Below are 23,180 nucleotides of genomic sequence, written 5' to 3' on the forward strand. Positions count from 1 at the left end.
CAGAGGGGTAACGCCACACTCCCGCCGCGAGTGATGGGGTTACGTCAGTTTCGGCTCCACCCAGCCGTTCTCCACCAGATACGCCAGCACCAGCTCGACCGCCTCCACGACGGTCATCGTGGTGGTGTCGATCGTCATCTCGGCGTCGGACGGCTCCTCGTACGGGTCGTCGACCCCGGTCATGCCCCGCAGCTGACCGGCCCGTGCCCGGGCGTACAGGCCCTTGCGGTCGCGCTGCTCGCACACCTCCAGCGGGGTGGCCACATGCACCAGCAGGAACCCGGCACCGGCCTCGATCGCCATCCGCCGGGCCGCCTTGCGGGCCGCGTCGTACGGCGCGATCGGGCAGGCCACCGCCACACCCCGGTGCCGGCCCACCTCGGCGCCCACCCAGCCGATCCGGCGGACGTTGCGGTCCCGGTCGGCCTTGCTGAAGCCCAGACCGGCGGTCAGCTCGCGGCGCACGATGTCGCCGTCGAGCAGGGTGACCGTGCGTTCCCCGGTCTCGCGCAGCGTGTCGGCCAGGTTCCGGGCGATGGTCGACTTGCCGGAACCGGACAGGCCGGTGAAGAACACCACCAGGCCGCGCTGCCGGCGCGGCGGGCGGACCCGGGCCAGCTCCTTGGCCACGGCCGGCGGGGTGTGCCACTCGGGCAGCGGGAACCCGCGGTCCAGCAGATCGTCTATCTCGGCCGGGGACATCGCCAGGCGGCGGTTGCGCGGCGGGATGTCGTCGCGCCAGCGCCACTGGCCGTCCCGGTTGTCGTACGCCAGCTCCCGCGGGACCAGCACGCGCAGACCGGCGCCGGCCAGCGACTCGCCGGTGGACAGCACGTGGGTCACGCCGTACGACTGGGCGACCCGCGCGCGCAGCAGCGCGTCACGCATCTCGTCGCCGCGGGTCAGCAGCGGCACCGCCACGACGGTGGCCGGTGGCATCCGGTCCCGGGCGGCGAAGATCGAGCGGACCAGCGCCTCGGGCGGCAGGCCGTCCGGTCCGGGACCGCTCACCGGGATGAGGATCAGCAGGTGGGCCGCGAGGGTCCGGGCCGCGTGCGCGATCTGGGCGAGTTGCGGGCGGTGCAGCGGGCGGTCGGCGATCACACCGAGCACCCGTCCGGGCGGCAGCAGACCGCTCACCTCGGCGGGGGTCCGGCGCAGACGCTGGAACGGGCCGTGCCCACCGTCGCCCAGCGGCTGGACCGGCCCGCCGACGCCGAACCTGTTCTCGCCGGTCTGCCAGACGTCGGTCACCTCGATCGCGGCGACCGGGGCGCCCTCCAGATCGGTCAGCACCACCGTCCGGCGCGCCGGGTCCGCGGCGTCCAGGTTTCGGGCCAGCTCACCCGGGATCTCGAGGGTGACCGGAACCGGCCATGGGGTGCCGTCGGCGAGGCGGCCCTGACGGGTCAGGGTGGCCAGGTCCTCGCGACCGAGGAAGCCGGTCAACGGTGTGTAGGCCCCGGAGAGCAGCAGCTCGAGATCCGCTAGCTCGTAGGGGCGGGGCGTGAACGAGGGAGCGTCCCGCAAAACGTCCTCGGGAAGTACCGAACCATTCACCTTCGCATCCCCCTGAAGCCGACTTGGGGGACAGTTTCGCAGCCTCGATCGAGTCGGTCGAGACGGGCTCTCGCTCTCGATCCGATCTTTGTTTTTCCGAATACGGCTTTAAACCTAACTTACTGGACAATATCGGATTATCCTTCAATACTGGGCGTTTGTGAGACAGACCAGGACGCTCGCTGCACTGGCCATGATCGCTGTTTTGACGGCTCCGGCCCCCGTCGTGGCGGCTCCGGCCCGCTGCCACACCGGTGCGAAACTGGTGCCCACCTGCGGCATCCTCTGGGGAGTCGCGCCCGGCGCGCACACCGAACAGGACAGCTACCGGTCACTACGTGAATTCGAGCGCAAGACCGGGCGGTACCAGGTGATCCACCACGCGTACCACCGCGGTCAGCGGCAACTCTTCCCGACACCCCGCGAGGCCGCGATCTCCCGCGAAAACGGGCACCGCCGGATCCTGCTCCTCAACTGGCGGCCGGAAGGCGTCAGCTGGGCCCGGATCGCCCAAGGGGACCCGGGCGTCGACGCCTTCCTGGACCGGCTCGCGGTGCACATCCGGCAGAGCTACCGGGAACCCTTCTTCCTCGCCATCCACCACGAGGCCGAGAACGAGGTACGGGCCCGCACCGGATCCGGATACACCGCCCGGGACTACGCGGCGATGTTCCGGCACGTGGTCCAGCGGCTGCGGGCACGGGGCGCGACCAACGTGGTGACGGTCCTCGTGCACATGGCGTACGTCCCGCACACCACACAGAGCTGGTTCAGCCAGATGTACCCGGGCGACGACGTGGTCGACTGGGTGGGGTTCGACACGTACGCGTACAGCGACCCCGGATACGGCCACGGCGGCTTCGCCGAACTCCTCAACCGTCGCTCCGCGAGCCGCCCCGGCTGGCCCGGCTTCTACAACTGGGTCCGCGCCCGGCACCCGAACAAGCCGCTGATGATCGCCGAGTGGGGCGTCTGGTTCTCCCGCCGCAACCCCGGCCACCAGGCCGCCTTCTACCGCGACATGGGCCGCCAGATCGGGAACTTCCCCAGAATCAAGGCGATGGTGCACTTCGAGACGCCCCGCAACTACAAGGGGCAGAACTCGTCGGTGGACAACACCCAGGCGGGCCTGCGGGAGTACCAGCGCCTCGGCCGGCTGCCGATCTTCCAGGTGTCGGTTTCCTGAGACTGCGCCGCGTCGGTTTCCTGAGACTGCGCCGCGTCGGTTTCCTGAGACTGCGCTGAGAGACCCTGAGTACGGCTCAGGGGTTCTCCCGATCCCGAGGAGGTGCCCCGGGTTCCTAGGCTGAGGCCGTGACCATCATCGCTACGGAGGCGCTGACGAAGACGTACGGCGGCGGGGTGACCGCCCTCGCCGACCTGACCGTCGCTGTCGACGCCGGAGTCATCGGGCTCGTCGGCGCCAACGGCGCCGGCAAGAGCACCTTCATCAAAATCATGCTCGGACTGGTGCCGCCCAGCAGCGGCACCGTCCGGGTCTTCGACCTCGACCCGGTCACCGAGACCGACAAAGTGCGGGCACGCGTCGGCTACATGCCGGAGAACGACTGCCTCCCGCCGGACGTCTCGGCCTCCGAGTTCGTCACCCACCTGGGCCGGATGAGCGGCCTGCCCCGCACCGCAGCCCGGGAACGCGCCTCCGAGGCACTGCGTCACGTCGGCCTCTACGAGGAGCGCTACCGCCAGATCGGCGGCTACTCCACCGGCATGAAACAGCGGGTCAAACTGGCCCAGGCCCTGGTGCACGACCCCGACCTGCTGCTGCTCGACGAGCCCACCAACGGCCTCGACCCGGCCGGCCGCGACGCCATGCTCGCCCTGGTCCACCGGATCGGCACCGAATTCGGCATCTCCGTGGTGGTCTGCTCCCACCTGCTCGGCGAAGTCGAACGGATCTGCGACTCGCTCATCGCCATCGAAGGCGGGCGCCTGCTGCGCGCCGACCGGATCTCCAGCATGACCGCGGTGTCCGACGTCCTCGCGGTCGAGGTCGCCGACGGCACCGACGAACTCGCCGCCGCCCTCACCGCACGGGGCCTGACCGTCTCCCGGGAGGGGCGCCTGCTGCTGGTGCCACTGGAGTCGGATGCGGCGTACGACCGGATCCTGCAAGCGGTGAGCGAGCTCGACCTCAACCTGCACCGCCTGGACCAGCGCCGGCACCGCGTCGCCGAGCTCTTCACCACGAAGGAGACCGCCGATGTCTGAGACCGGCGTCATCCACGACATCGGCTACCAGCGCTACGCGGGGGAGCGCCTGGGCCGGCTGGCAGCGTTGAACGCGCTCTACGTCCACGGCCTGCGGGCCTCGTTCGGCCTGGGCCGCTCGGCCAAGGCGAAGATCTTCCCCTGGCTCGTGGCCGGCATCATGCTGCTGGTCGCGGTGATCCTGGCAGCGGTCCGCTCCCAGCTCAAGCAGGTCATCTTCACCTACGTGCAGTTCGCCGACCAGATGAGCTGGCTGATCATCTTCTTCGTGGCGATCCTGGCACCCGCCCTGGTCTCCCGGGACATGCGCTCCGGCACGCTGCCGCTCTACTTCAGCCGGCCGCTGCGCGCCGCCGACTACGTGACCGCCAAGTTCGCCGCCCTGACCACCGCGGTCTGGCTGCTGCTCGGCGTACCCCAGTTCATCATGTTCCTGGGGGCCGCCTTCACCGGTGACGACGGTGCGAAGGGGGTCTGGAACGAATTCCTCGACCTGGCGCCCGGCTGGGGATACAGCCTGCTCTGGGCCCTGCTGTTCAGCGGCATCAGCCTGCTGATCGCCTCGTTCACCGGCAAGCAGGCGTTCGCCGCCGGCGGCATCGTCGCGGTCTTCCTGCTCACCACCCCGATCTTCGGCGTGCTCAGCATCCTGCCGTCCACCACCGCCAACGAGATGGCCGGCCTGGCCAGCCCGATGACCCTGATCGCCGGGGTCGGCGCCTGGCTCTCCGGCAACACCGAGAACACCCTGGACCCCGGCCGGTTCGGACCGGTCTACGGGATCGAGGCGGTCTGCCTGATCGCCGTCTGCCTGCTCCTCCTGCTCGCCCGCTACCGGAAGGTGGCCTCGCTGTGACGGCCCAGACCATCGACGCTCCGACCGGCACCGCCACCACCGGTGTGATCGAGCTGCAGAACGTCACCCGCTGGTACGGCAACGTCGTCGCCGTCAACGACATCACCATGTCGCTCGGCCCCGGCGTCACCGGCCTGCTCGGCCCGAACGGCGCCGGCAAGACCACCGTGCTGCACATGATGGCCGGCTTCCTGGCACCCTCCCGGGGCACGCTCACCATCGACGGCAAACCCACCTGGCGCAACCCGTCGGTCTACCGCGACCTGGGCCTGGTCACCGAACGCGAGGCCGTGCACGGCTTCCTCACCGCCGGACAGTTCGTGCTGGCCTGCGCCAAGATGCAGAAACTGCCCGACCCGGCCGGCGCCGCCCGCCGCGCCCTCGAACTGGTCGAGATGACCGACGCCGCCGACCGGCGCATCGAGACCTTCTCCAAAGGCATGCGCCAGCGCACCCGGGTCGCCGCGGCCCTGGTCCACGAACCGCGGGTGCTGCTGCTCGACGAACCGTTCAACGGCATGGACCCGCGCCAGCGGATGCACATGATGGAACTCCTGCACTCGCTCGGCGACCGCGGCCACACCATCCTGTTCAGCTCGCACATCCTGGAAGAGGTCGAGCAGGTCGCCGGCCTGGTCCAGGTGATCGTCGCGGGCCGCCTCGCCGCCTCCGGCGACTACCGCCGGATTCGCCGGCTGATGACGAACCGGCCGCACGTCTTCGCGGTGCGCAGCTCCGACGACCGCAAACTGGCCGTCGCCCTGATCGCCGAGAAGTCCGTCAGCGGCATCGAGGTCGAGGCCACCGGCCTGACCGTCCGGGCCGCCGACTACGGCAGCTTCACCCGGGCGCTGCCGCGGATCGCCCTCGACCAAGGCATCCGCCTGCACCAGCTGGTGCCGTCCGACGAGTCCCTGGAGAGCGTCTTCTCCTACCTGCTGGAGGCCTGATGTCGACCGTCGCACTCATCACGGCGCGCGGCCTCTTCGGCCGTCGCAGGGCGCTGCTCCTGCTGCCCCTGCCCCTGCTGCTGATCGCCCTGGCCGCGATCTGCCGGGCGTACGACGTCCCCGCCGACCAGTGGGGCCAGGCCGTCATCGTCGGCCTCGGCTTCGCCGTGGTGCTCCCGGTCGTCGCCCTGATCGTCGGCACCGGCGTCCTCGGCTCCGAGGTCGACGACGGCACCCTCGTCCACATCCTCACCAAGCCGCTGCCCCGCCGCGACATCATCCTGGCGAAATTCCTGGTCGCCGCGGTCGCCACCACGATCACCACGGTCATCCCGCTGTTCGCCGTCGGCCTGCTGGCCGGTTCGGCGAAACTCGGCGCGGCCCTCTCGGTGGCGGCGGCGGCCGGCGCGCTGGCGTACTCCGCCCTGTTCGTCCTGCTCAGCCTGCTGACCCGGCGCCCGGTCCTGCTCGGCCTGGTCTACATCCTGGTGTGGGAGGGCCTGCTGGGCCGTTTCCTCTCCGGCACCCGCATCCTCTCCATCGAGCAGTACGTCATCACGATCGCCGACACGATCGCCCCGACGAACATGCTGACCGCGCAGATCGGCCTCACCACCGCCCTGGTGATGAGCGTGGTCTTCGTGGTGGGCTGCACCGTCGCCGCGATCAACCGCCTGGGCAGCTTCACCCTGGCCGGCGAGACCAGCTGACCCTCGTCACTCCTGGTTCACCCGGCCCGCGACGCCCTTCGGCATCGCGGGCCGGTCGCTCCTGTGGGGTACCTGCCTACCAGACCGTGGTCCAGGTGGCGCTCAGGCCGCCGTGCTTGACCATGGCCGCGCCGTCGTAGGTGACCACGCCGACCCGGCTGTCACTGACCGACATCTCCCGGACGCCGGTGTACTGCGTGACGAACGCGGACGTCAGCGCGCCCTCCTTGACCAGGGCCGCGCCCGCACCGGTGAGAACGCCGACCCGGTCGTCGCGCAGCACGATCGAGTCCGCGCCGGACGTGGTCTGCGAAACCCAGGAGGCGCTGAGGCCGCCCTCCTTGACCAGCGAGGCACCGCTGTTCGTGACGATGCCGATCCGGTCGCCGGAGATCGAGAACTGCTTCACACCGGAGTACTCGGTGGTCCACCCGGTGCTGAGGCCACCCTCCTTGACCTGCAGCACACCCGCGGTGGAGAGCACCCCGACACGGGTGTCGGTGACCTCGAGCTGCTTGATGCCGGAGGCCTCGTTGACCCACGAGGAGCTCAGGCCACCCTCCTTCACGTACGCGACGCCGGCGTCGGACAGCACGCCGACCCGGTTGCCGGAGATCGCCAGCTGCTGCACGCCGCCGGACTCGTTGACGAAGGTCGCGGTCGTCGCGCCCTCCTTGACGTACGCGACGCCGGCCTGGGTGAGCACGCCGATCCGGTCGTCGGCGACCTCGATCTGCCGGGAGCTCGACAGCAGCTGGGTCCAGCTGGTGCTGAGGCCGCCCTCCTTCACCTGGGTGCCGTAGTCGCCGCGCAGCACGCCGACCCGGGTGTCGGTGACCGAGACCTGCAGCGCGTGGGGAACCGGTGTGTTCGCGGTGATCCAGGGCGCGATGTCGTCGACCCGGGTCTCCACTGCTGACTTCTCGCTGCCGGTCACGGTCAGGCAGCCGGCCTGCGTGGACGTGTGGTGCAGCCCGGCCAGCTGGTAGCCGCCGTCGACGGACCGCAGGATCGGGCCGCCCGCGTCACCCTTGCAGATGGCGGCGTCGCCGCGGGGCACGACGCCGATGGTGCCGTCGTCCACCGAGGACACCGCGAACGAGCCGGTGTGCAGCTGGTTCGGCACCCAGGTGTCGGCGGTCCGGCCGTATCCGGCACCGAGCAGGATCTCGCCCTCGGTGGGCGCCGAGTTCGCCGGTGCCACCGTGGTGGCGCCGAGCGCTGCCGTCCGGAGCCGGGCCAGCACCAGGTTGCGGTCCGGATGCGGGACGATCTTGTCGATGGCGGCCACTGTCCCGGCCGCCGTGGTCAGGTCGAGCCGCCCGATCGTCGCGGTGGTGGCCTGCTTCGGCGCGCCCGCGACGACCCCGGTGCCGTCGTCGAAGCACGTCTTGGCGGTCACCACCCACCACTGGTCGAGCAGGGCGCCGGTGCAGGAGCGTACCGCGTCACCGGTGGTTATCTTGACAGCGAAGGCGAGAGCGGTGTCGGTGGTGGACGTTCCGGAGAGCGCCTGGGCGGCGGTTCCTCCGGCCAGCGGCGTGAGTCCGGCACCGATCAGGGCAGCCGTCAGCACCGCCGCCCGTCGCCGGGCGTACGTAGTCTTCATGGAATCCCCGTTCACTCGGCATAGCCCCGCAGGGGGTACGCCGTCCCCATGTGTCGTTGGTGATCCTCGATGGCTGCGTGTGGTCGATCCACCACGCGCTGATGTGACAATCTACATACGAACGTGGATATATGAAGTCCCTGAACAGTGATCGCACTGCTGAGCAGTGGATATTTCGGCGATGTCACCGTCGGTCGCCCCGCGGTCGTCGCTGTGTGACGCGCATCCCATCGGGGTTCGTGCATGGCAGAGATCGCAGATGCGACAGACTGTCGGCTGTCCATGTCGAACACGCGATCGATCCACGGCGTTGTCCGGCATCGATGAACACTGGTAGTTTGCACCGACCAGAAACGCTTCCACGGGGGTTCGCGTGCAGATGGGGACGTCGCTTGCCGCGTCCGTGCAGCCGGTCGTGACCGCTGCCGTCCCGGCGCCGCGGTCCGGGAACGACGCGCCCGCCGGCGCGCTCCTGGTGCGGCGGCGGACGAGTACATGCAGGCACGACGAATTGATGAGGCGAGAATGAAGACTCTGGCATGGGGTGGGGCGGTCGTCATGGCCGTCGCCACGGGGGCGTTCGCGTTCACCGCCGTCGGCTCCGCGGCCGAGGCCGAGGACACCCCGGCTTCCCTGGTCGAGGACTACACGCACCCCGGCGCGGACAAGATCCTGGCCGACTACGAGCTCAAGGTCCTCAAGGGCGACGGGCACATCATCTTCTCCTCGCGCAAGTCCTTCGACGACGGCGGACAGTGTGCGACGGCCGAGATCCAGGTGGAGAAGTCGCTCGACGTCGAGCCGTACGGCTACTTCTACTGCTTCAAGACCATCGGCACCACGGGTGTGCTGACCCTGGAGGTCCCGGGCACGTTCGGCGTCCGCGCCGGCAACCTGCCGGTGACCGCCAAGGCCCAGACCTCGGACGGCACCGAGACCTACCAGATCCCGGCCAACACCCCGGTCCCGATCGACCCGGGCGACGGCACCAACCTGCCCACCGCGGTCCTCGTCGAGCTCCGCCTCTCCTGATTGCATCTCCTGGTAACACCCGCCGGGTGAACAACGCCCCGGTCTGATCGAAGCGAAGGCGGCACGGCCGTGGTGCCGTGCCGCCTTCGTCATTCACCACCCCACCTCTCAGGGCGTCCGCGTTCGGCGGCACGTCCGCATTGCTGTGGGGAAAGCTGGCCCAATTCTGTGGGGGTTCTGTGTCCAAACGCTCGCGGCCTGCCGCTCGTCCCGGAAACGGACGGGCCAGGCTCTCCTGGTTCCGAACGCAGGCTGCCCTGCTTGTAGCGGCGATGACCGCTGCCATCCTCGTTCCCGGGTCGCCGGCCCTCGCTGAGGACGAGGAGGTTCTGGATCGCGACCTCGCGGTCTCGGACCTGATGCACGGTGGTCCCTCGGTACGCAGAGCCGCTGAGGTGGCTCTGACAGGTACTGATGAGGACCTGAAGTACTACTTCAGCATCGCCTATCCAGAGGCTTATGCCGCCGACGAAGTCGCTGCTGCGCAGGCTCTGGCGTCACTGGACGGGGCGACGGTGAGAACCGCCGCGCTCCGGGCTATCGAAACCTCTCCGGAGGCCGCGCGGGCATTCGTCAATGGTGGTTGGCAGGCTCCGTGGAACTCTGACGAGCGGCTGCGGGCTACCCGGGTGCTGGAGAACGCCGGCGGTCCGACAGTCAAGACCGCGGCAGAGACAGCTCTCAAGGGCTCCACGGCCGACATCGAGAACTTCCTCACAAACGGATTCGAGAAGGCTGCGTACGCGGACGACCGGATCGCCGCGACCCGGATGCTGACCGGTGGGGTCAACAACAGTGGTCCGGTGCTGGACGCGGCGGCGAAGGCCGCGCTGGCCGGGACTTCCGAGGAGTTGCAGGAGTTCCTTACCACCGGCCAGGCGGTGGCGCGGGCCCGGGACAAGGAGCTGGCGTCGCTGCAGAGCCTGGTCGAGCAGGCGAAGCAGGCGTCGGAGACGGCGGCGCGGGAGACCCTTGCTGCGGTCGGTGCGTCGACGCGGGCGGCGAATGCGGCGTCGGAGGCGAAGAAGGCCGCGCAGACGGCGGCGGCCGAGACGAAGGCCGCTGGTAGCGCGGCGAAGAAGGCGGACGCGGCGGCGGGCCGTGCGGCGGATGCGGCCGAGGGTGCGGCGGATGCGGCGCGGGAGGCGGTCGGCGCGTCGAACGCGGCGATGCGGGCGGCGCGGATCGCGTCGGACGCGGCGCGTCAGGCGACGTCGGCGGCGGCCCGGACCGCGCAGGCCGCGGCGGCGGCGCAGCAGGCTGCGGCGAACGCGCGTACCGGTGCTGGTGATGCGCGGGCGGCGCGGATCGCGGCCGAGGCGGCGCGGGACGCGGCGAAGAAGACCCGCGAGCTGGACCTGATCAAGGTCGAGCGGGACCGGGCGTTGGCCGAGGCGGCGAAGGCCGCGCAGGCGATGCAGGGCGCGAGCGCGGATGCCGATGCGGCGGCCGCTGCCGCTGATGAGGCCGGTTCGCAGGCGAACGTGTCGGAGGCGCAGGCGGCGCGGGCTCGTGCCGCGGCTGAGGATGCCCGGCGGGCTGCGGCTACCGCGGCGCGGGCTGCTACTCGTGCGGTGAACCTGGCGCGTAAGGCGGCGGAGGCGTCGGATCAGGCGTTTGCGTTCGCGAAGCAGGCGGCTGATCACGCCGAGCGGGCGGCGGATGCGGCTGAGGCTGCTGCTGCGGCGGCGGACCGTGCGGAGAAGTCGGCGACTGAGGCGTCGAAGGCGGCCGCTGCGGCGGTCGAGGCGGCGAACATGGCGGTCGCCATTGCGGTGCAGGCGGAGAACCTGGAAAAACTGGCTCGTGAGGACGACGCCGCCCGGCTGGCCGAGGCCACCGATCAGGGTGTGCTGCGGGCTCAGGATGCGTTGCGCCAGGAGCAGGCGGAGAAGGCGGCCGCGGGTGAGGCAGCCGCCTGGAACAGCAAGCAGCTCTGGGACACCGCCGAGGAGGACCGGCTCGACGCGGAAACCCGGCAGCTGCTGGCCGAGGCCACCGCCGCTGGCGCTTCGGCCGAGGTCGTCCTCGACCGTGGCCGTAAGGCGGCGGTCACCCTGCTGACCACCGGCAGCGAGTGGACCAAAGAAGCCGCACAGGAAGTCCTCATCGGCGGTGAGACGGAGATGCGGTCGTGGCTGGCCGAGGGGCGTCGTGCCGCGGTGGGGCAGGATGACCGGGCCAAGGTGTGGCGGCTGGTCGACACGTTGCCTGACGGTGCGGAGAAGACCGCGGCCGACACGGCGCTGGCGGGCACCGACGCGATGGTGGAGACGTTCCTGCGTACCCGGAACTACTCTGGGAAGTTCGCCCAGGACCGGGTCAAGATCTACGCGATCATCAACAACACCGCGACCGGGCCGAACCTGAAGAACGCGGCGCAGGCGGCGGTGCTCGGCACGGCGGCCGACATGCACAAGTTCCTGCGCGAGGGGCAGTACACCGCGCAGGCCGCCGACGACCGCATCGAGGCATATCGGGTGATGGACGCCGGCGGCCCGGAGGTCAAGGCCGCCGGAACCGTCGCACTGAACGGTCCGAAGTCGTACCTGTCGTACTTCCTGACCACCTCGCAGTATCAGGCCGCCCAGCGGGACCTGGAACAGGCCGCTCACGTGCAGACCGCACGGACCCTGGTGGCCCAGACCCAGCAGTACGCGCAGACGGCGATGGCCGACGCGGCCAAGGCCAACAAGGCCGCTCAGGAGGCATGGGGCAACGCTGCGGAGGCCAATAAGGCCGCCCAGGAAGCGACTGCCTACGCCAACAAGGCCGCGGGGTATGCCAACGACGCGGCGAAGTCGGCGAACGAGGCGAAGGCGTCGGCGGATGCGGCTGCCGCGTCGGCGACCAAGGCCCAGCAGGCCGCGGCGACCGCGCAGAACGCCGCGAACAGTGCTGCCCAGTCGGCGGCCACCGCCACCGCCGCGGCAGGGCGGGCACGTGCCGATGCCAACGCCGCATACGCGGCCAGCCAGCAGGCACGCGCGGCCGCCGAGGCGGCGGGACAAGACGCCGCGGCGGCGGATCGGGCCGCCAAGGAAGCCGTTGCGATCTACACCACCAGGCTCAAGGAGATCGAGGAAGAACAGCGCAACACGGCCGCCGGTACCGGTGCCGACGGTGTGGGCAGCGCAGCCGATGACCACAAGACATGGGCCTGTCTGTCTCTCGACCCGTCCGCACTTTCAAAGGAATGCCTCAAGGTCTATCAGGACTTTGCCGGCGCGATGGTGGACCAGCCGAAGTGCAGCATGCCGGCCAACCAGGAGTCGCCCGGCTGCCGGATGCTCGGCGACCTGAAGCAGTTCATCGGCGACAACGATGAACTCTTGCTGGACATGCTTCAGTTCGTCCTGATGGGTTGCGGTCTGATCCCGGGAGCCGGCGAGGTCTGCGACGGCATCGACGCTGCGGTCTCCGCGGCCCGGGGCGACTGGGTCGGTGGCTTGCTGTCGCTCGGGTCGATGGTTCCACTGCTGGGTTACGGAACCACCGCGCTCAAGGCATGGAAGAACTCCGACAAGCTACGAAGCATCAAACAGCTGGTCGAGAAGATCACGACAAAGTGCCGGAGCAGCAGTTTTGTTCCGGGTACACGAGTGCTGCTCGCCGACGGCAGAAGCGAGCGGATCGAAAACCTGCAGGCCGGGGACTCCGTCCTCGCAGCGGATCCGAAGCTCGGTCGAGTCGGTGCCCGTGCGGTAACCGCCACTCTCACCAGTTATGGAACGAAGGAGATCGTCGACCTCGAGGTCGAGGACAACGGGGAGATCGCGAAGATCTCGGTCACCGAGGGCCACCCGTTCTGGGTGCCGGCCGAGAAGTCGTGGGTGCCGGCGAAGGAGTTGGCCGCCGGCACCGAGTTGGTCGATGACGAGGGAAACCCGGTTCGGGTTACCCGAGTGGAACGTCGTACCGAGGTCACCCGGGTCCACAACCTGACCGTCGACGATCTTCACACGTACTACGTCCTCGCCGGTACTACGCCGGTACTGGTGCACAACTGCACTCTGCCGTACGGATTCGCGGGGAAAGCGGATTACAACACCTTCGTGAACACCCTTAACGAGGGTCTCAACGCGGCGCATGGCGGAACCAAGGCCGCTTTCCAGGGAAGTGCGGTGACGGGCATCAGCTTCCGGCGGAAGGTGCCGTTCGACTCCAAGAGCGATTACGATATCGCGATCGGTGGTGATGTCATCTTCCAGAAGGCAAAGGAACTGGGTATCGAGCTACGTGGCGGTAAGACCCGGACCGGCCCCTTGAAGGACAAGCGCCTCCTGGATGCCCTTGGGCTGACGGACCTGAAGAAGCAACTGAGTGATATGGCAGGGCGTCCTGTGAACTTCATGATTTACATGGATATCGATAAAGCAGTGGAGCGGGCACCCAGCCTTCCCGCTGTGGCATGTGGGTGTCCATGAGCGAGGAACGACTGTACGGGGTGCGAACCGGGAGCATCCAAGCTGTGGCGGCTGTCCTGGCAGCCCACCTGGGTTGCGGCTTCGAGGAGCGCGACAGCGACTTTCTCGGTGAGTACCTTTTGGCACGCATCGGCTCCGGTGAGCTGTCGGTCGTCGAGCAGCCGGATCCGGAAGGCGAGCCTCTGGAGGGCGACTTCGAGGACTATCACGTCCTGATCTATTCGCCTGCCGACCTTGGCGGCCGAGAGATCCGTGACCTCCGGGTCGGCGACGACGCGGTGGAAGTACTGCGCTGACAAAGGCCGAGGCCCCGCACCGGAATCCGGTGCGGGGCCTCGTTGCGTTCGTGGTGGTGATCAGCCGGTGTTGCGCATGCCGGCGGCGATCCCGTTCACCGTCGTCAGCAGGGCCCGCTCCAGCGCCGTCGAATCCGACGGCCCGCGCCGCGCCCCCGGTGCCGTCGGCATCTGCCGCCCGTTCTCGCCCAGGTCACGGTACTGCCGGAGCAGCGCCACCTGCAGATGGTGCAGCGGCTCCAGGTACGTGTCCCGCACTCCCAGCGTCCGCGACAGCTCCGGCTGCGGGGCCAGCAGCTCCGCCCCTCCGGTGATCGCCAGGACTTCGCGGACCGTCCGGTCGTACTCGTCCTCGATCTTGGCGAAGATCGGGTGGAGCTGTTCCGGGACGAGGGTCTCCACGTAGCGGCGGGCGATCTTCAGGTCGGTCTTGGCGAGCATCATCTCGACGTTCGACAGGAAGGTCTTGAAGAACTGCCAGTTGCCGTACATGGCGTCGAGTTCGGCGCCCTGGCCGGCCTCGCGGACCGCCGCCAGGGCGCTGCCGACGCCGAACCAGCCGGGGACGATCTGGCGGGTCTGGGTCCAGCCGAAGACCCACGGGATGGCGCGCAGGCCGCCCAGCCCGGCGTCCGCGTTGGGGCGCTTCGACGGGCGGGAGCCGATGTTGAGGGCGCCGAGGAGTTCGGTCGGGGTGGCGGCCCAGAAGTACGCGGGCAGGTCCGGGTCCTCGACCAGCGAACGGTACTGCTTGAACGCCGCGTCGGAGGCGGTGTCCATGATGGCGTCCCAGACCTTCAGCTTCACCGGGTCGACGGAGAGCGTGGTGTGCAGCAGGGTGGCCTGCAGGACCGCCGCGACCGTCAGTTCCAGGTTCTCCCGGGCCAGGGCCGGCACCGTGTACTTGTCGGAGATGACCTCACCCTGTTCGGTGACCTTGATGGCCCCGTCGAGCGTGCCGTACGGCTGGGCCAGGATCGCCTCGTGGGTGGGGCCGCCGCCGCGGCCGACCGTGCCGCCGCGGCCGTGGAACAGGCGCAGCTGGACGCCGTGCCGGGCGGCGACGTCACGCAGCGAGCGCTGCGCCTTGTGGATGCGCCACTGGCTGGTGGTGATGCCGGCCTCCTTGTTGGAGTCCGAGTAGCCGAGCATGACCTCCTGCACGTCGCCGCGGGCGCGGACCACCTCGCGGTACGCCGGAAGCGTCAGCATCTCGTCGAGGAGGTCGCCGCCGGCGTCCAGTTCGGCCGGGGTCTCCAGCAGGGGCACGATGTTGACCCGGGCGCGGCCGGTGTGGATGTCGATCAGGCCGGCCTCGCGGGCCAGGACCGCCGCGGCGAGGACGTCGTCGACGCCCAGGGTCATCGAGATGATGTACGTCTCGATGACGTCCTGCCCGAACGAGTCCTGCGCCTCACGGATCGTGTTGAAGACGTCGAACGTCTTGCGGGCCGAGTCGGTGAGCGGGGTGTCCGAGCTGGACAGCGGGCGCCGGCCGCCCAGTTCGGTGGCGAGCAGCTTAGTCCGGTCGGAGCGGTCCAGGGCCGCGTAGTCGTCGACCTCGCCGACCTGCGTGTACATCTGCTGCAGCACCTCGTGGTGCTTCTCGGCGTGTTCACGGACGTCGAGGGTGGCGAGTTGCAGGCCGAACGCGGACGCCTGCCGGATGGCGGTGGCGACCACGCCGAGGGCGGGCAGTTGGCCGGAGTTGCGGGCCAGCGACGCGCGCATCAGTTCCAGGTCGGAGATCAGCTCTTCGCTGCCCAGGTAGTCGCGGCCGGGCACGTGCGGGGTGCCGTGCTGCAGCCGGGACCGGGTGTTGGCGAGTTTCGCCTTGATCGCCCGGACCTTGAGGCGGTACGGCTCCTCGGCGTTGGTGCGCCGGAACCGGGATGCGATCTCCGGCAGGTTGTCCAGGTCCTGGGCCAGGCTGGCGGACAGGTCGAGGGAGACGCCACGCAGCCGCCGGGAGACCGACAGTTCGTCGATCAGCGTGTCCATCGCCTTCTCGGTGGCCTGGATGCCGTGCTCGTGCTGGATGATCAGCACGTCGCGGGTGACGGCCGGGGTGACGAACGGGTTGCCGTCGCGGTCGCCGCCGATCCAGGTGCCGAAGGTGAGCGGCCGGGAGGTCGGTGCGGTCTCCACGCCGAGCCGGCGCAGCGTCTCGGCCAGGTCGTCGAGCACCTGCGGGGCGGCGTCGGCGTACAGGTCCTTGAGGTAGTAGACGGCGTTGCGGGCCTCGTCGGTCGGGTCCGGCCGGTCCAGGCGCAGCTCGTCGGTCTGCCAGAGCAGGTCGATCAGTTCGGCGAAACGCCGGGTGGAGGCGGTGGTGTCGGTCGCCCCGTACAGCGCGGCGGCGGCGGATTCGGCGTCCAGCGAGTCGGCGACCTGGCGCAGCTTCGACAGGATCGAGCGGCGGGCGGCCTCGGTCGGGTGGGCGGTGAAGACCGGGCGGACGGCCAGGCGGCGGGCGGCCGCGGCGATCTCGTCAGCCGGCACGCCCTTCTCGGCGATCCGCTGTGCGGCCTGGTCCAGCCAGCCGCCGTCCTTGGCCCGGCGGCGCCGCAGCTCACGGGCGCGGTGCACCTGCTCGGTGATGTTGGCCAGGTGGAAGTAGGTGGAGAAGGCCCGGGCCAGTTTGGTGCCGGTGGTGATGTCCATCGCGGCGAGGCGTTCGGCCGCGGCGGGTTCGTCCTGCCGGACGAGGGCGCGGATCTCCTCGACGAGGTCCAGCAGGGGGCGGCCCTCCTGGCGGGCCAGGGTCTGTCCGAGCAGGGTGCTGATCCGCCGGATGTCGGCGCGCAGCTCGGCGTCCGGCCCCTCCCGCTCGTCGAGGTGGGCAGGCTGCTCTGTCATCGGGGCGCTCCTTTTCTCGGATGGCTCCAGGACGGCGCTGTCCCGACTTCGCCGATGTTAACGGCGTAACCCCGCACGGGGGCCGATTGAGTCAAGAGTCTCATGCGCGCTCCGCGCATGGACGATCACCGGGCGAGTGCCATCGCATATGCCGGGAACCAGTGTCCGGCTTTCGGCGCTCCGGATCCACAGGCTCCGTCGGACTCTCCCGGACGTTTCACCCAGAGATACGCGTCGGCCAGCGGATGCCCGGTGCGCAGGGTGGGCGCCGGGCCGAGCCGCCGGCCGGGTGGATTGCACCAGTGCCGGTCGCCCGCGCCCTGCTGGGCGGGCCCGTTGCCGTTGCGGCTGGTGTCCACCACGAAGTGCCGATCGTCGAGCAGACGGGACAGCTCCGTCCCGTACACCAGATTGTCGTGCGTGGTCTCGAAGTTGGCGACGTTGAGCGACACACCGCGGGCCCGGGTGGCGCCGGAGGCACGCAGGGCCGGCGCCATCCGGGCGGCCGGAACCCAGCTCGGGTTGCCCGCGTCCAGATAGACGGCGACGCCGGGCAGCGCGCGCAGGGTGTCCACCGCCCAGGCGAGCAGCGCATATCGTTCGGTCCGGGCGTGGGTGCCGAGGCATCCGCGGACGGTCTGGGCGACCGCGTCCGGTTCCAGGACCACCAGGGCGCGGTGTCCGCGCATCGCCTCCCGCAGGGCGAAGACCCATTTCTTGTACGCTGCCGCGCTGGAAGCGCCGCCCGCGGAGTAGCTGCCGCAGTCCCGTCGCGGGATGAAGTACAGCGTGAGGACCGGCAGCCGCCCCGCGGCCGTGGCGGCGCTGACCAGCCGCCGGGCCCGGTCCGTGAATCCGGGGGCGGCGTCGGTGAACCAGGTGGCCACGGGACGGTCGGCGATCCGCCGGAGCACCGCGGCCTCGGCCCGCCGGCCGGCCTGTTCCAGGGCCCGCACCTCGCGGGCGGCGGCGCCCGCCGGGTCGACGTAGAGGCCGGGACCGCCGGTGCTGCCGGTCTCCGGGACCCGGACCACGGGGGCCGGCTCCCGGTCCTTGATCAGGACCACGGCGCCGGTGGCGAGGCTGAGGGCGGTGGCGATCAGCAGTGCCCGACGGCGCCTGCTGACCGGCCGCAGGTGCCGGCCCATCGGTCAGCGCACCTGGACCCAGCGGGCGGCCGACGGTACGCCCTTGTCGTCGACGAGGAACAGCATGTACCAGCCGGACGGCGCCAGGCCGGCCTTCTCCGGCACGGTGACGTCCACGCCGCCGACCGTGCGGTGCAGGCCGAGCGCCACCGAACGCTGATCAGTGTCGGTCACGTGGGTGACCGAGCTGGGCCGCACCAGACGGGCCGAGGCGATCCGGGCGGCGTCCGGGGTGGTGAAGGTGGCGGTGGTGCCGCGGGAGACCGCGGCCGGTCCGCCGGTGATCGCCGGGCGGGTGCCGCGGAACAGGTACGGCGGGCTGTACACCTCGATGCGCTGCTCGAAGGTGCCGGCGTTCTTACCTGTCGGGTCGTAGAGCGGGTCGCTGCCCATGGTGATCACCCGGCCGTCCGGGAGCAGGATCGCCTCGGAGTGGTAGTTGCGGCCGACGGTCGACTCGGCGGCGGTCTCGAAGACGTTGCGGTCCGGCCGGTAGATCTGCGCGTTGAACAGGTCGCTGCGGGTCTGGTCGCGGTACTTGCCGCCGCGGTACCCGGAGGAGCCGCCGGTCGTCAGCACACTGTCGTCGGGCAGCAGCACGGTGGACAGGTAGCGGGCCGGTTTCGGCAGGTCCGGTCCGGGCCGGTAGCGCGGGGACTTCTCGTCCAGGTCGACGATGTCGGTACGGGCGGTCGAGTGTTCCGACTCGCCGACCCCGCCGCCGCCGAACATCATCACCTTCTGCTCCTGCGCGGGCGGCAGCAGCACCGACGAGGCGGTCTCGTTCTTGTCCGGCTCGCGCAGGCCGGGCACCTGCTGGAACCTGTTGTTCCTGACGTCCCACAGGCCCGGGGTGCGCCCCTTGTCGTCCGGGCCGTATCCGGCGTTGGCGCCGGAGTAGAACACCTTGCCGTCGCCCATCATGTGCAGGCTGGGGTAGGTGGGGAAGTAACGCTTGAGCTCGGGCGCCTTGACCCAGCGGCGTTCGGCGGTCAGGTACCGCTCGTTGCGCCCGGGCAGGATCCGGCCGAACTGGTCGAGACCGGAGACGGCGAGCACGTCGCCGCCGTTCAGGCCGATCAGGGTCGGGTACCAGCGCGGGTCCTGCAGGTTCCCGGTCTTCACGTACTTCTCGGTGACCGGGTCGAACTCGTACGACGTCTTGTCGCCGCCGTACTCCTGCTTCTCGCGGGTGATCTTCTCGGAGACGCCGTAGAGGTTGGGCCCGGTCAGGCCCTCGAGGGAGTACTGGGCGGGCTGCCCGACGACCGCCGCGTCGCCCTTCTCGACGGCGTCCACCCAGACCTCGACCTCACCGGCGTGCACCGTGGTGGTGGTCCCGTGGGTCATCTTGCGGGCGGTCGGCACCGTCACCTTGTCCCGGGTCCGGTAGACGTGCCCCGTGGCGGAGACCAGCCGGGTGCCCTTCTCCAGCACGTGCGGCCCGCCGTCCGGCGACTCGTTCTTGATCTTCATGACCCCGGCCGCGTGGTCGACCTCGTCCTCGAGCACCTCGTACGACTTGGTGCCCCCGGCGACCAGCAGCTTGCCGTCCGGCAGGAACGCGTGCCCGGCGCAGAACACGTCGGTCGGGGTGTCGATCTCGGTGAACGAGTCGGCCGCCGGGTCGTACAGCACACTGCGGAACGAGCCGGCCTCGAACGAGTCCTTGTTGTTGCCGCTGCCCGCGATGATCAGCACCTTGCCGGTGTGCAGCAGGGCGGCGTGGATGGCGTTCACCCGGAAGTCGCGGGGCACCGGCAGGTTCGCCCAGTGGCCGTACCGTTCCTTGTACGACTGCCGGTTGATCTTGTAGGTGTGCAGCGCCTCGGAGGCGACCGCGACCATCGGCCGGTTCGCCACCACGACCGTGCCGAGCACCACCAGCGTGGCCAGACCGCTCACCAGGCGGCGGGCGAGGGTGGGACGCGTGCGGGGCTTCATGCGGACGGCTCCTTACGGCGGTTGACGGCCCAGATCAGCGTGGGCGCCAGACAGATGGCGAGGTTGAGGGCGGGCCACGCGTACATGGCCGGGTCGACGTGGTCGATGAACGGCGCGACGGCGAGCATCGCGGCGTACACGGCGGCCCAGCGCAGGCCGGAACCGAACGTGGCGACCCGGTCCGGGCTGGTCGAGTCGCCCTTCGGGGTGACCACGAAGCCGGCCTTACGCCGTAGCAGCGCCCCGATGAGACTGGACACGTAGATCGGCGTGCACAGCGTGGAGGCGAGCATCCCGGCCAGCCCCGACGATCCGGACTTCTCGTGCGGGCTGACGTTGTGCCGCCGGTTGAACAGGTAGAGGCCGACCTGGAAGAGCGCCGCGTCCACGTACAACATCAGCCACACCTCGGCCGGGACCTGCACACCCTTGGCGCCGAGCAGCATGAACCCGGCGGCGTTGGCGGCGCCGAGCAGCCAGGCCAGCGCGGTCAGCGGGTAGTACGACATCAGCAGCACGTAGTGCAGCGCCCGGAACGGTCCGAGCCGCCAGGCCACCCCGGCGAACCGGCGCACCATGACCTCGTCGGTGCCGCGCGACCAGCGGTGCTGCTGGCTGAAGTAGTCGGTCCAGGACGACGGGCCCTCGCCGACGGCGAGTACGTCCGGGGTGTAGACCGACCGCCAGCGTTTCCCGGTCGCCGGGTTCGCGGTGGCGTGCATGGCCAGGCTGGTCGCCATGTCCTCGGTGATCGAGTCCTGCAGGCCGCCGATCGAGCGCAGCGCCGAGATCCGGACCGCGTTGTTCGTGCCGACCAGCATGGCGATGCCCTGCCGGTTGCCGGCCCGCTGCAGCAGTGAGTGGAACAGGTACTGCTGCGACTCGGCCCAGCGGGTGACCACGTTGTCGTAGTTGCCGTAGATCTGCGGGCCGATCACGAACGCCACGTCCGGGTCGCGGAAGTAGCCGAGCAGCCGTTCGCAGAAGTTCGGCATCGGCACGTGGTCCGGGTCGACCGAGACGAACACGTCGTACTCGTCGCCGTGCGTGTCCAGCCACGAGTTGTAGTTGCCGTGCTTGGTCCTGGTCTTGAAGGCACCGGTCCGCGTGTTGTACTCGTCGCGCCCCCGCCGGGTGAAGTGGCGGACCCCGAGCCGTTTGCACATCAGCTTGACCACCGGGTCGTCGCCCTCGTCGAGCAGCCAGACGTCGTACCGCCCGCCGTAGCGGATCTTCCGGGCGGCCCGGAGGGTCTTCTCCACCATCTCGATCGGTTCCTTGCCGGGCACGATCGTGGTGAGGAAGGCGACCCGCATGCCGGTGTCCGGGACGACCGGTTGAGGATCCCGCGCCCAGAGCGTTGCCAGACACAGGGTCACGACGTTGACCAGGCGGAAGAGCTCGATCGACGCGGTCGCCACGATCATGAACGCGGTGGCCCACCAGAGGGTGGTGTGCAGCCGGGCGTCGGGCAGCTGGATCGAGTGCACCAGCCAGCCGAAGAACGTGCTCTCGAAGGCGAACGCGAAGAGGGTGATCAGCAGGGTGCGGATCGGCATCCGCCGGGCCATCCGCCGCATCCGGACCCGGTACGGCCCATCGTCCTCCGGCGGCTGCTCGGCCGGTCCGGCCAGCACGCTGTACGCGCTGTACTCGTACTTGCTGGGCAGCACCATGGTGCTGCCGACCAGCGTGTTCGGCATGGTGGCGCGGCCGGCCGGTGGCCGCTGCGGCGGGATCTGCGCCCGGCTGCGGGCAGGCTGAGTCGCCCCGGAATCCGGGGTGTGCAGGACGCTCATGGTCAGGCCGACACCGGAACGGCCGGGCGCAGCTGCGGCTGCTGATCCTCGTCGAGGACCGGCGCCGCGGTCATCAGCAGCCTTCGCGGGGTGCGGTCCGGACGCAGTTTGCGGACGAACGCGCGACGGGCGGCGGCGAACCGGGACCGGTCGTCGTACACGTCCCGGCTGGTCTCGGCGAGCTCGCGGGTCTCGTACACCTCCAGGGGTATCCGTTCGGCGGCCAGCCGCCGCACCTTCGCCGTCCGCCGGCGCCGGGCCGCGTGCGCGTCGCTGTGGCTCTCGGCCAGGGCGGTCAGCCATTGCGTGTACGCCTCGGGATGCCGGGGACCGACCTCGTCGACCAGCCCGATCCGGGCCGCGACACTCGCGCTGACCGGCAGCTTCTCGTCCAGCAGCCGATGCGCGTGATCGCGGCCGACCCGTCGGGGCAGCGTGAACGTGTGCAGCTCGGAACCGTGCAGACCGATGTCGTAGTACGGGTTGAGCACGATCCCGTCCCGGGCGGCGACGACGTCCGCGCCCAGTCCGAGCATCGCCCCGCCGGCGCCCGCGTTGCCCGCGTACGCCGCCACCACGACCTGTCGCGTGCAGGTGATGATCTCCCGGCAGACCTCGTTGAGTGCCCGGACCGCAGCCCAGGCGGCGTCCTCCGGATGGGCCGCCGCCTCGATCACGTTGAGGTGGATGCCGTTGCCGAACGACTCGGTGCCGCCGCGCAGCACCAGCACCCGGGTGTCCTGCCCGATCGCGTGCCGCAGGCCGGTCAGCAGCCGCCGTGAGTGTCCCGGCGCCATCGCGCCGTTGTAGAAGTCGAAGTGCAGCCAGCCCACCGCGCCGGTACGCCGGTAGCGGATCTGCCGGTACGCGGTGGTCGCCTCCGGATCGCTCTCCGGACCGGCCGGCGAGTGCGGCACCCCGCTCAGCCGGCGGCCCAGCACCGCGGTGGCGGGCAGCTTGACCCCGCCCTCGCCGGCCGCGCGCAGCTGCCCGATCCACAGGCTGCCCTCACCCGCCGCGACCAGCACCGCGCCCTGCCGGCGGCCGAGGACGGCACCCGGCTGCTCGCCGCGGGCCAGGCCCGGGTGCGCGTCGTACACGTGCACCGCCAGCCCGCTCAGCTCGGTGCGCACGCCCGGCGACGAGTCCGCGGCCCGGATCCGCCGCAGGATCGCGTCGGCCGGCTCGGACCAGTCGAACGCCCGGTCGGCCTGGCGCATCGCCGGCCGCAGCCGCGCGCCGGCCACCTGGGCCGGCACGTCCACCGCGGGCACCGGGACGAACGCCGGGTCCTGGGCCTTCGCGACCACTTCGAGGGCGCACTCCACGGCGGCGTCCGAGACCGGCCCGGCGCAGAGCGTCGACCGGCGTGGCGGGGACAGCGGCATCGGGAAGGTGCGGGTGGCCCAGACCGGTCCGGCGTCGATGTCCTGGACGGCCTGCAGCGCGGTCACCCCCCAGACCCGGGCGCCCTCGGTGATCGCCCAGTCCAGTGAGGACGGGCCGCGGTCGCCGACCGGACCGGGATGCAGGACGATCGTGCGCCACTGTCGCCAGACACGGGTCGGCACCCGGTCGGTGAGGTGCGGGCAGAGGATCAGGTCGGGCGCGCTGAGGCGTACGCCGTCGATGATGTCCCGCTCACTCGTCGCCAGCAGCACGCCGACCTGGTGTCCAGCGTCCCGCAACGTGCACCAGACACGCTGACTGAGACCGTTGAACGCCGAGACGAGCAGCAGGATCCGCACGTAACCTCCTCGA

At 70.2% G+C, this 23,180-nt stretch carries 15 protein-coding genes; 8 read left to right on the plus strand and 7 right to left on the minus strand.

What is annotated here, in order from left to right; genetic code table 11:
• Window positions 1-39: 39 nt before the first annotated feature.
• Window positions 40-1,560: an adenylyl-sulfate kinase gene (cysC, locus tag QSK32_RS07075; RefSeq protein ID WP_285471475.1), complete on the minus strand. Its 1,521-nt coding sequence runs from the start codon at window positions 1,558-1,560 to the stop codon at window positions 40-42.
• A gap of 205 nt (window positions 1,561-1,765) precedes the next feature.
• On the opposite strand from cysC, the gene QSK32_RS07080 reads away from it, so the two are divergent.
• From QSK32_RS07080 to QSK32_RS07100, 5 genes are all read left to right on the plus strand, one after another.
• On the plus strand, window positions 1,766-2,746 hold the full coding sequence (locus tag QSK32_RS07080) for a glycosyl hydrolase (protein ID WP_285471476.1): 981 nt from the start codon (window positions 1,766-1,768) through the stop codon (window positions 2,744-2,746).
• A gap of 128 nt (window positions 2,747-2,874) precedes the next feature.
• Window positions 2,875-3,789, plus strand: a complete 915-nt coding sequence (locus QSK32_RS07085) for an ABC transporter ATP-binding protein (RefSeq protein WP_045745546.1) — start codon at window positions 2,875-2,877, stop codon at window positions 3,787-3,789.
• Window positions 3,782-4,645: an ABC transporter permease gene (locus tag QSK32_RS07090; RefSeq protein ID WP_045745547.1), complete on the plus strand. Its 864-nt coding sequence runs from the start codon at window positions 3,782-3,784 to the stop codon at window positions 4,643-4,645. Before QSK32_RS07085 ends, QSK32_RS07090 begins: the two co-directional genes overlap by 8 nt.
• An 11-nt stretch (window positions 4,646-4,656) precedes the next feature.
• Window positions 4,657-5,595 carry an ABC transporter ATP-binding protein gene (locus tag QSK32_RS07095; RefSeq protein WP_425394674.1) on the plus strand — a complete coding sequence of 313 codons (939 nt, stop codon included), beginning with the start codon at window positions 4,657-4,659 and terminating at the stop codon, window positions 5,593-5,595.
• The gene (locus QSK32_RS07100; protein ID WP_045745549.1) at window positions 5,595-6,305 is read left to right on the plus strand and encodes an ABC transporter permease subunit; all 711 of its coding nucleotides are present in this window, start codon (window positions 5,595-5,597) and stop codon (window positions 6,303-6,305) included. The genes QSK32_RS07095 and QSK32_RS07100 overlap by 1 nt, the downstream gene beginning before the upstream one ends.
• A gap of 76 nt (window positions 6,306-6,381) precedes the next feature.
• Here the strand turns inward: QSK32_RS07100 and QSK32_RS07105 are convergent, their stop codons facing one another.
• Window positions 6,382-7,914 (minus strand): S1 family peptidase, encoded by a 1,533-nt coding sequence (locus QSK32_RS07105; RefSeq protein ID WP_285471477.1) that lies wholly within the window; start codon window positions 7,912-7,914, stop codon window positions 6,382-6,384.
• Window positions 7,915-8,439: 525 nt separating this feature from the next.
• On the opposite strand from QSK32_RS07105, the gene QSK32_RS07110 reads away from it, so the two are divergent.
• From QSK32_RS07110 to QSK32_RS07120, 3 genes are all read left to right on the plus strand, one after another.
• A complete protein-coding gene (locus tag QSK32_RS07110) occupies window positions 8,440-8,946 on the plus strand; it encodes a hypothetical protein (protein ID WP_157411307.1) in 507 nt (168 codons plus the stop codon).
• A 272-nt stretch (window positions 8,947-9,218) separates the two neighbouring features.
• Window positions 9,219-13,373 carry a polymorphic toxin-type HINT domain-containing protein gene (locus QSK32_RS07115; protein WP_285471478.1) on the plus strand — a complete coding sequence of 1,385 codons (4,155 nt, stop codon included), beginning with the start codon at window positions 9,219-9,221 and terminating at the stop codon, window positions 13,371-13,373.
• Between the two features lie 44 nt (window positions 13,374-13,417).
• Complete coding sequence (locus QSK32_RS07120) at window positions 13,418-13,669, plus strand: hypothetical protein (protein WP_285471479.1); 252 nt, start codon at window positions 13,418-13,420, stop codon at window positions 13,667-13,669.
• Window positions 13,670-13,729: 60 nt separating this feature from the next.
• Here the strand turns inward: QSK32_RS07120 and ppc are convergent, their stop codons facing one another.
• The 5 genes from ppc to QSK32_RS07145 form a co-directional block, all read right to left on the minus strand.
• The gene (ppc, locus tag QSK32_RS07125; protein WP_285471480.1) at window positions 13,730-16,528 is read right to left on the minus strand and encodes a phosphoenolpyruvate carboxylase; all 2,799 of its coding nucleotides are present in this window, start codon (window positions 16,526-16,528) and stop codon (window positions 13,730-13,732) included.
• Window positions 16,529-16,653: 125 nt separating this feature from the next.
• Window positions 16,654-17,676: a glycoside hydrolase family 6 protein gene (locus tag QSK32_RS07130; RefSeq protein WP_045745551.1), complete on the minus strand. Its 1,023-nt coding sequence runs from the start codon at window positions 17,674-17,676 to the stop codon at window positions 16,654-16,656.
• 3 nt (window positions 17,677-17,679) lie between these two features.
• A complete protein-coding gene (gene glxA / locus QSK32_RS07135) occupies window positions 17,680-19,620 on the minus strand; it encodes a radical copper oxidase GlxA (RefSeq protein WP_285471481.1) in 1,941 nt (646 codons plus the stop codon).
• A complete protein-coding gene (locus QSK32_RS07140) occupies window positions 19,617-21,419 on the minus strand; it encodes a glycosyltransferase family 2 protein (RefSeq protein WP_285471482.1) in 1,803 nt (600 codons plus the stop codon). The genes glxA and QSK32_RS07140 overlap by 4 nt, the downstream gene beginning before the upstream one ends.
• Before the next feature lie 2 nt (window positions 21,420-21,421).
• Window positions 21,422-23,167, minus strand: a complete 1,746-nt coding sequence (locus QSK32_RS07145; protein WP_285471483.1) for an enoyl-CoA hydratase-related protein — start codon at window positions 23,165-23,167, stop codon at window positions 21,422-21,424.
• Window positions 23,168-23,180 lie beyond the last annotated feature (13 nt).

Source organism: Actinoplanes sp. NBRC 101535, from assembly GCF_030269225.1.
Taxonomy (GTDB): Bacteria; Actinomycetota; Actinomycetes; order Mycobacteriales; family Micromonosporaceae; genus Actinoplanes; species Actinoplanes rectilineatus.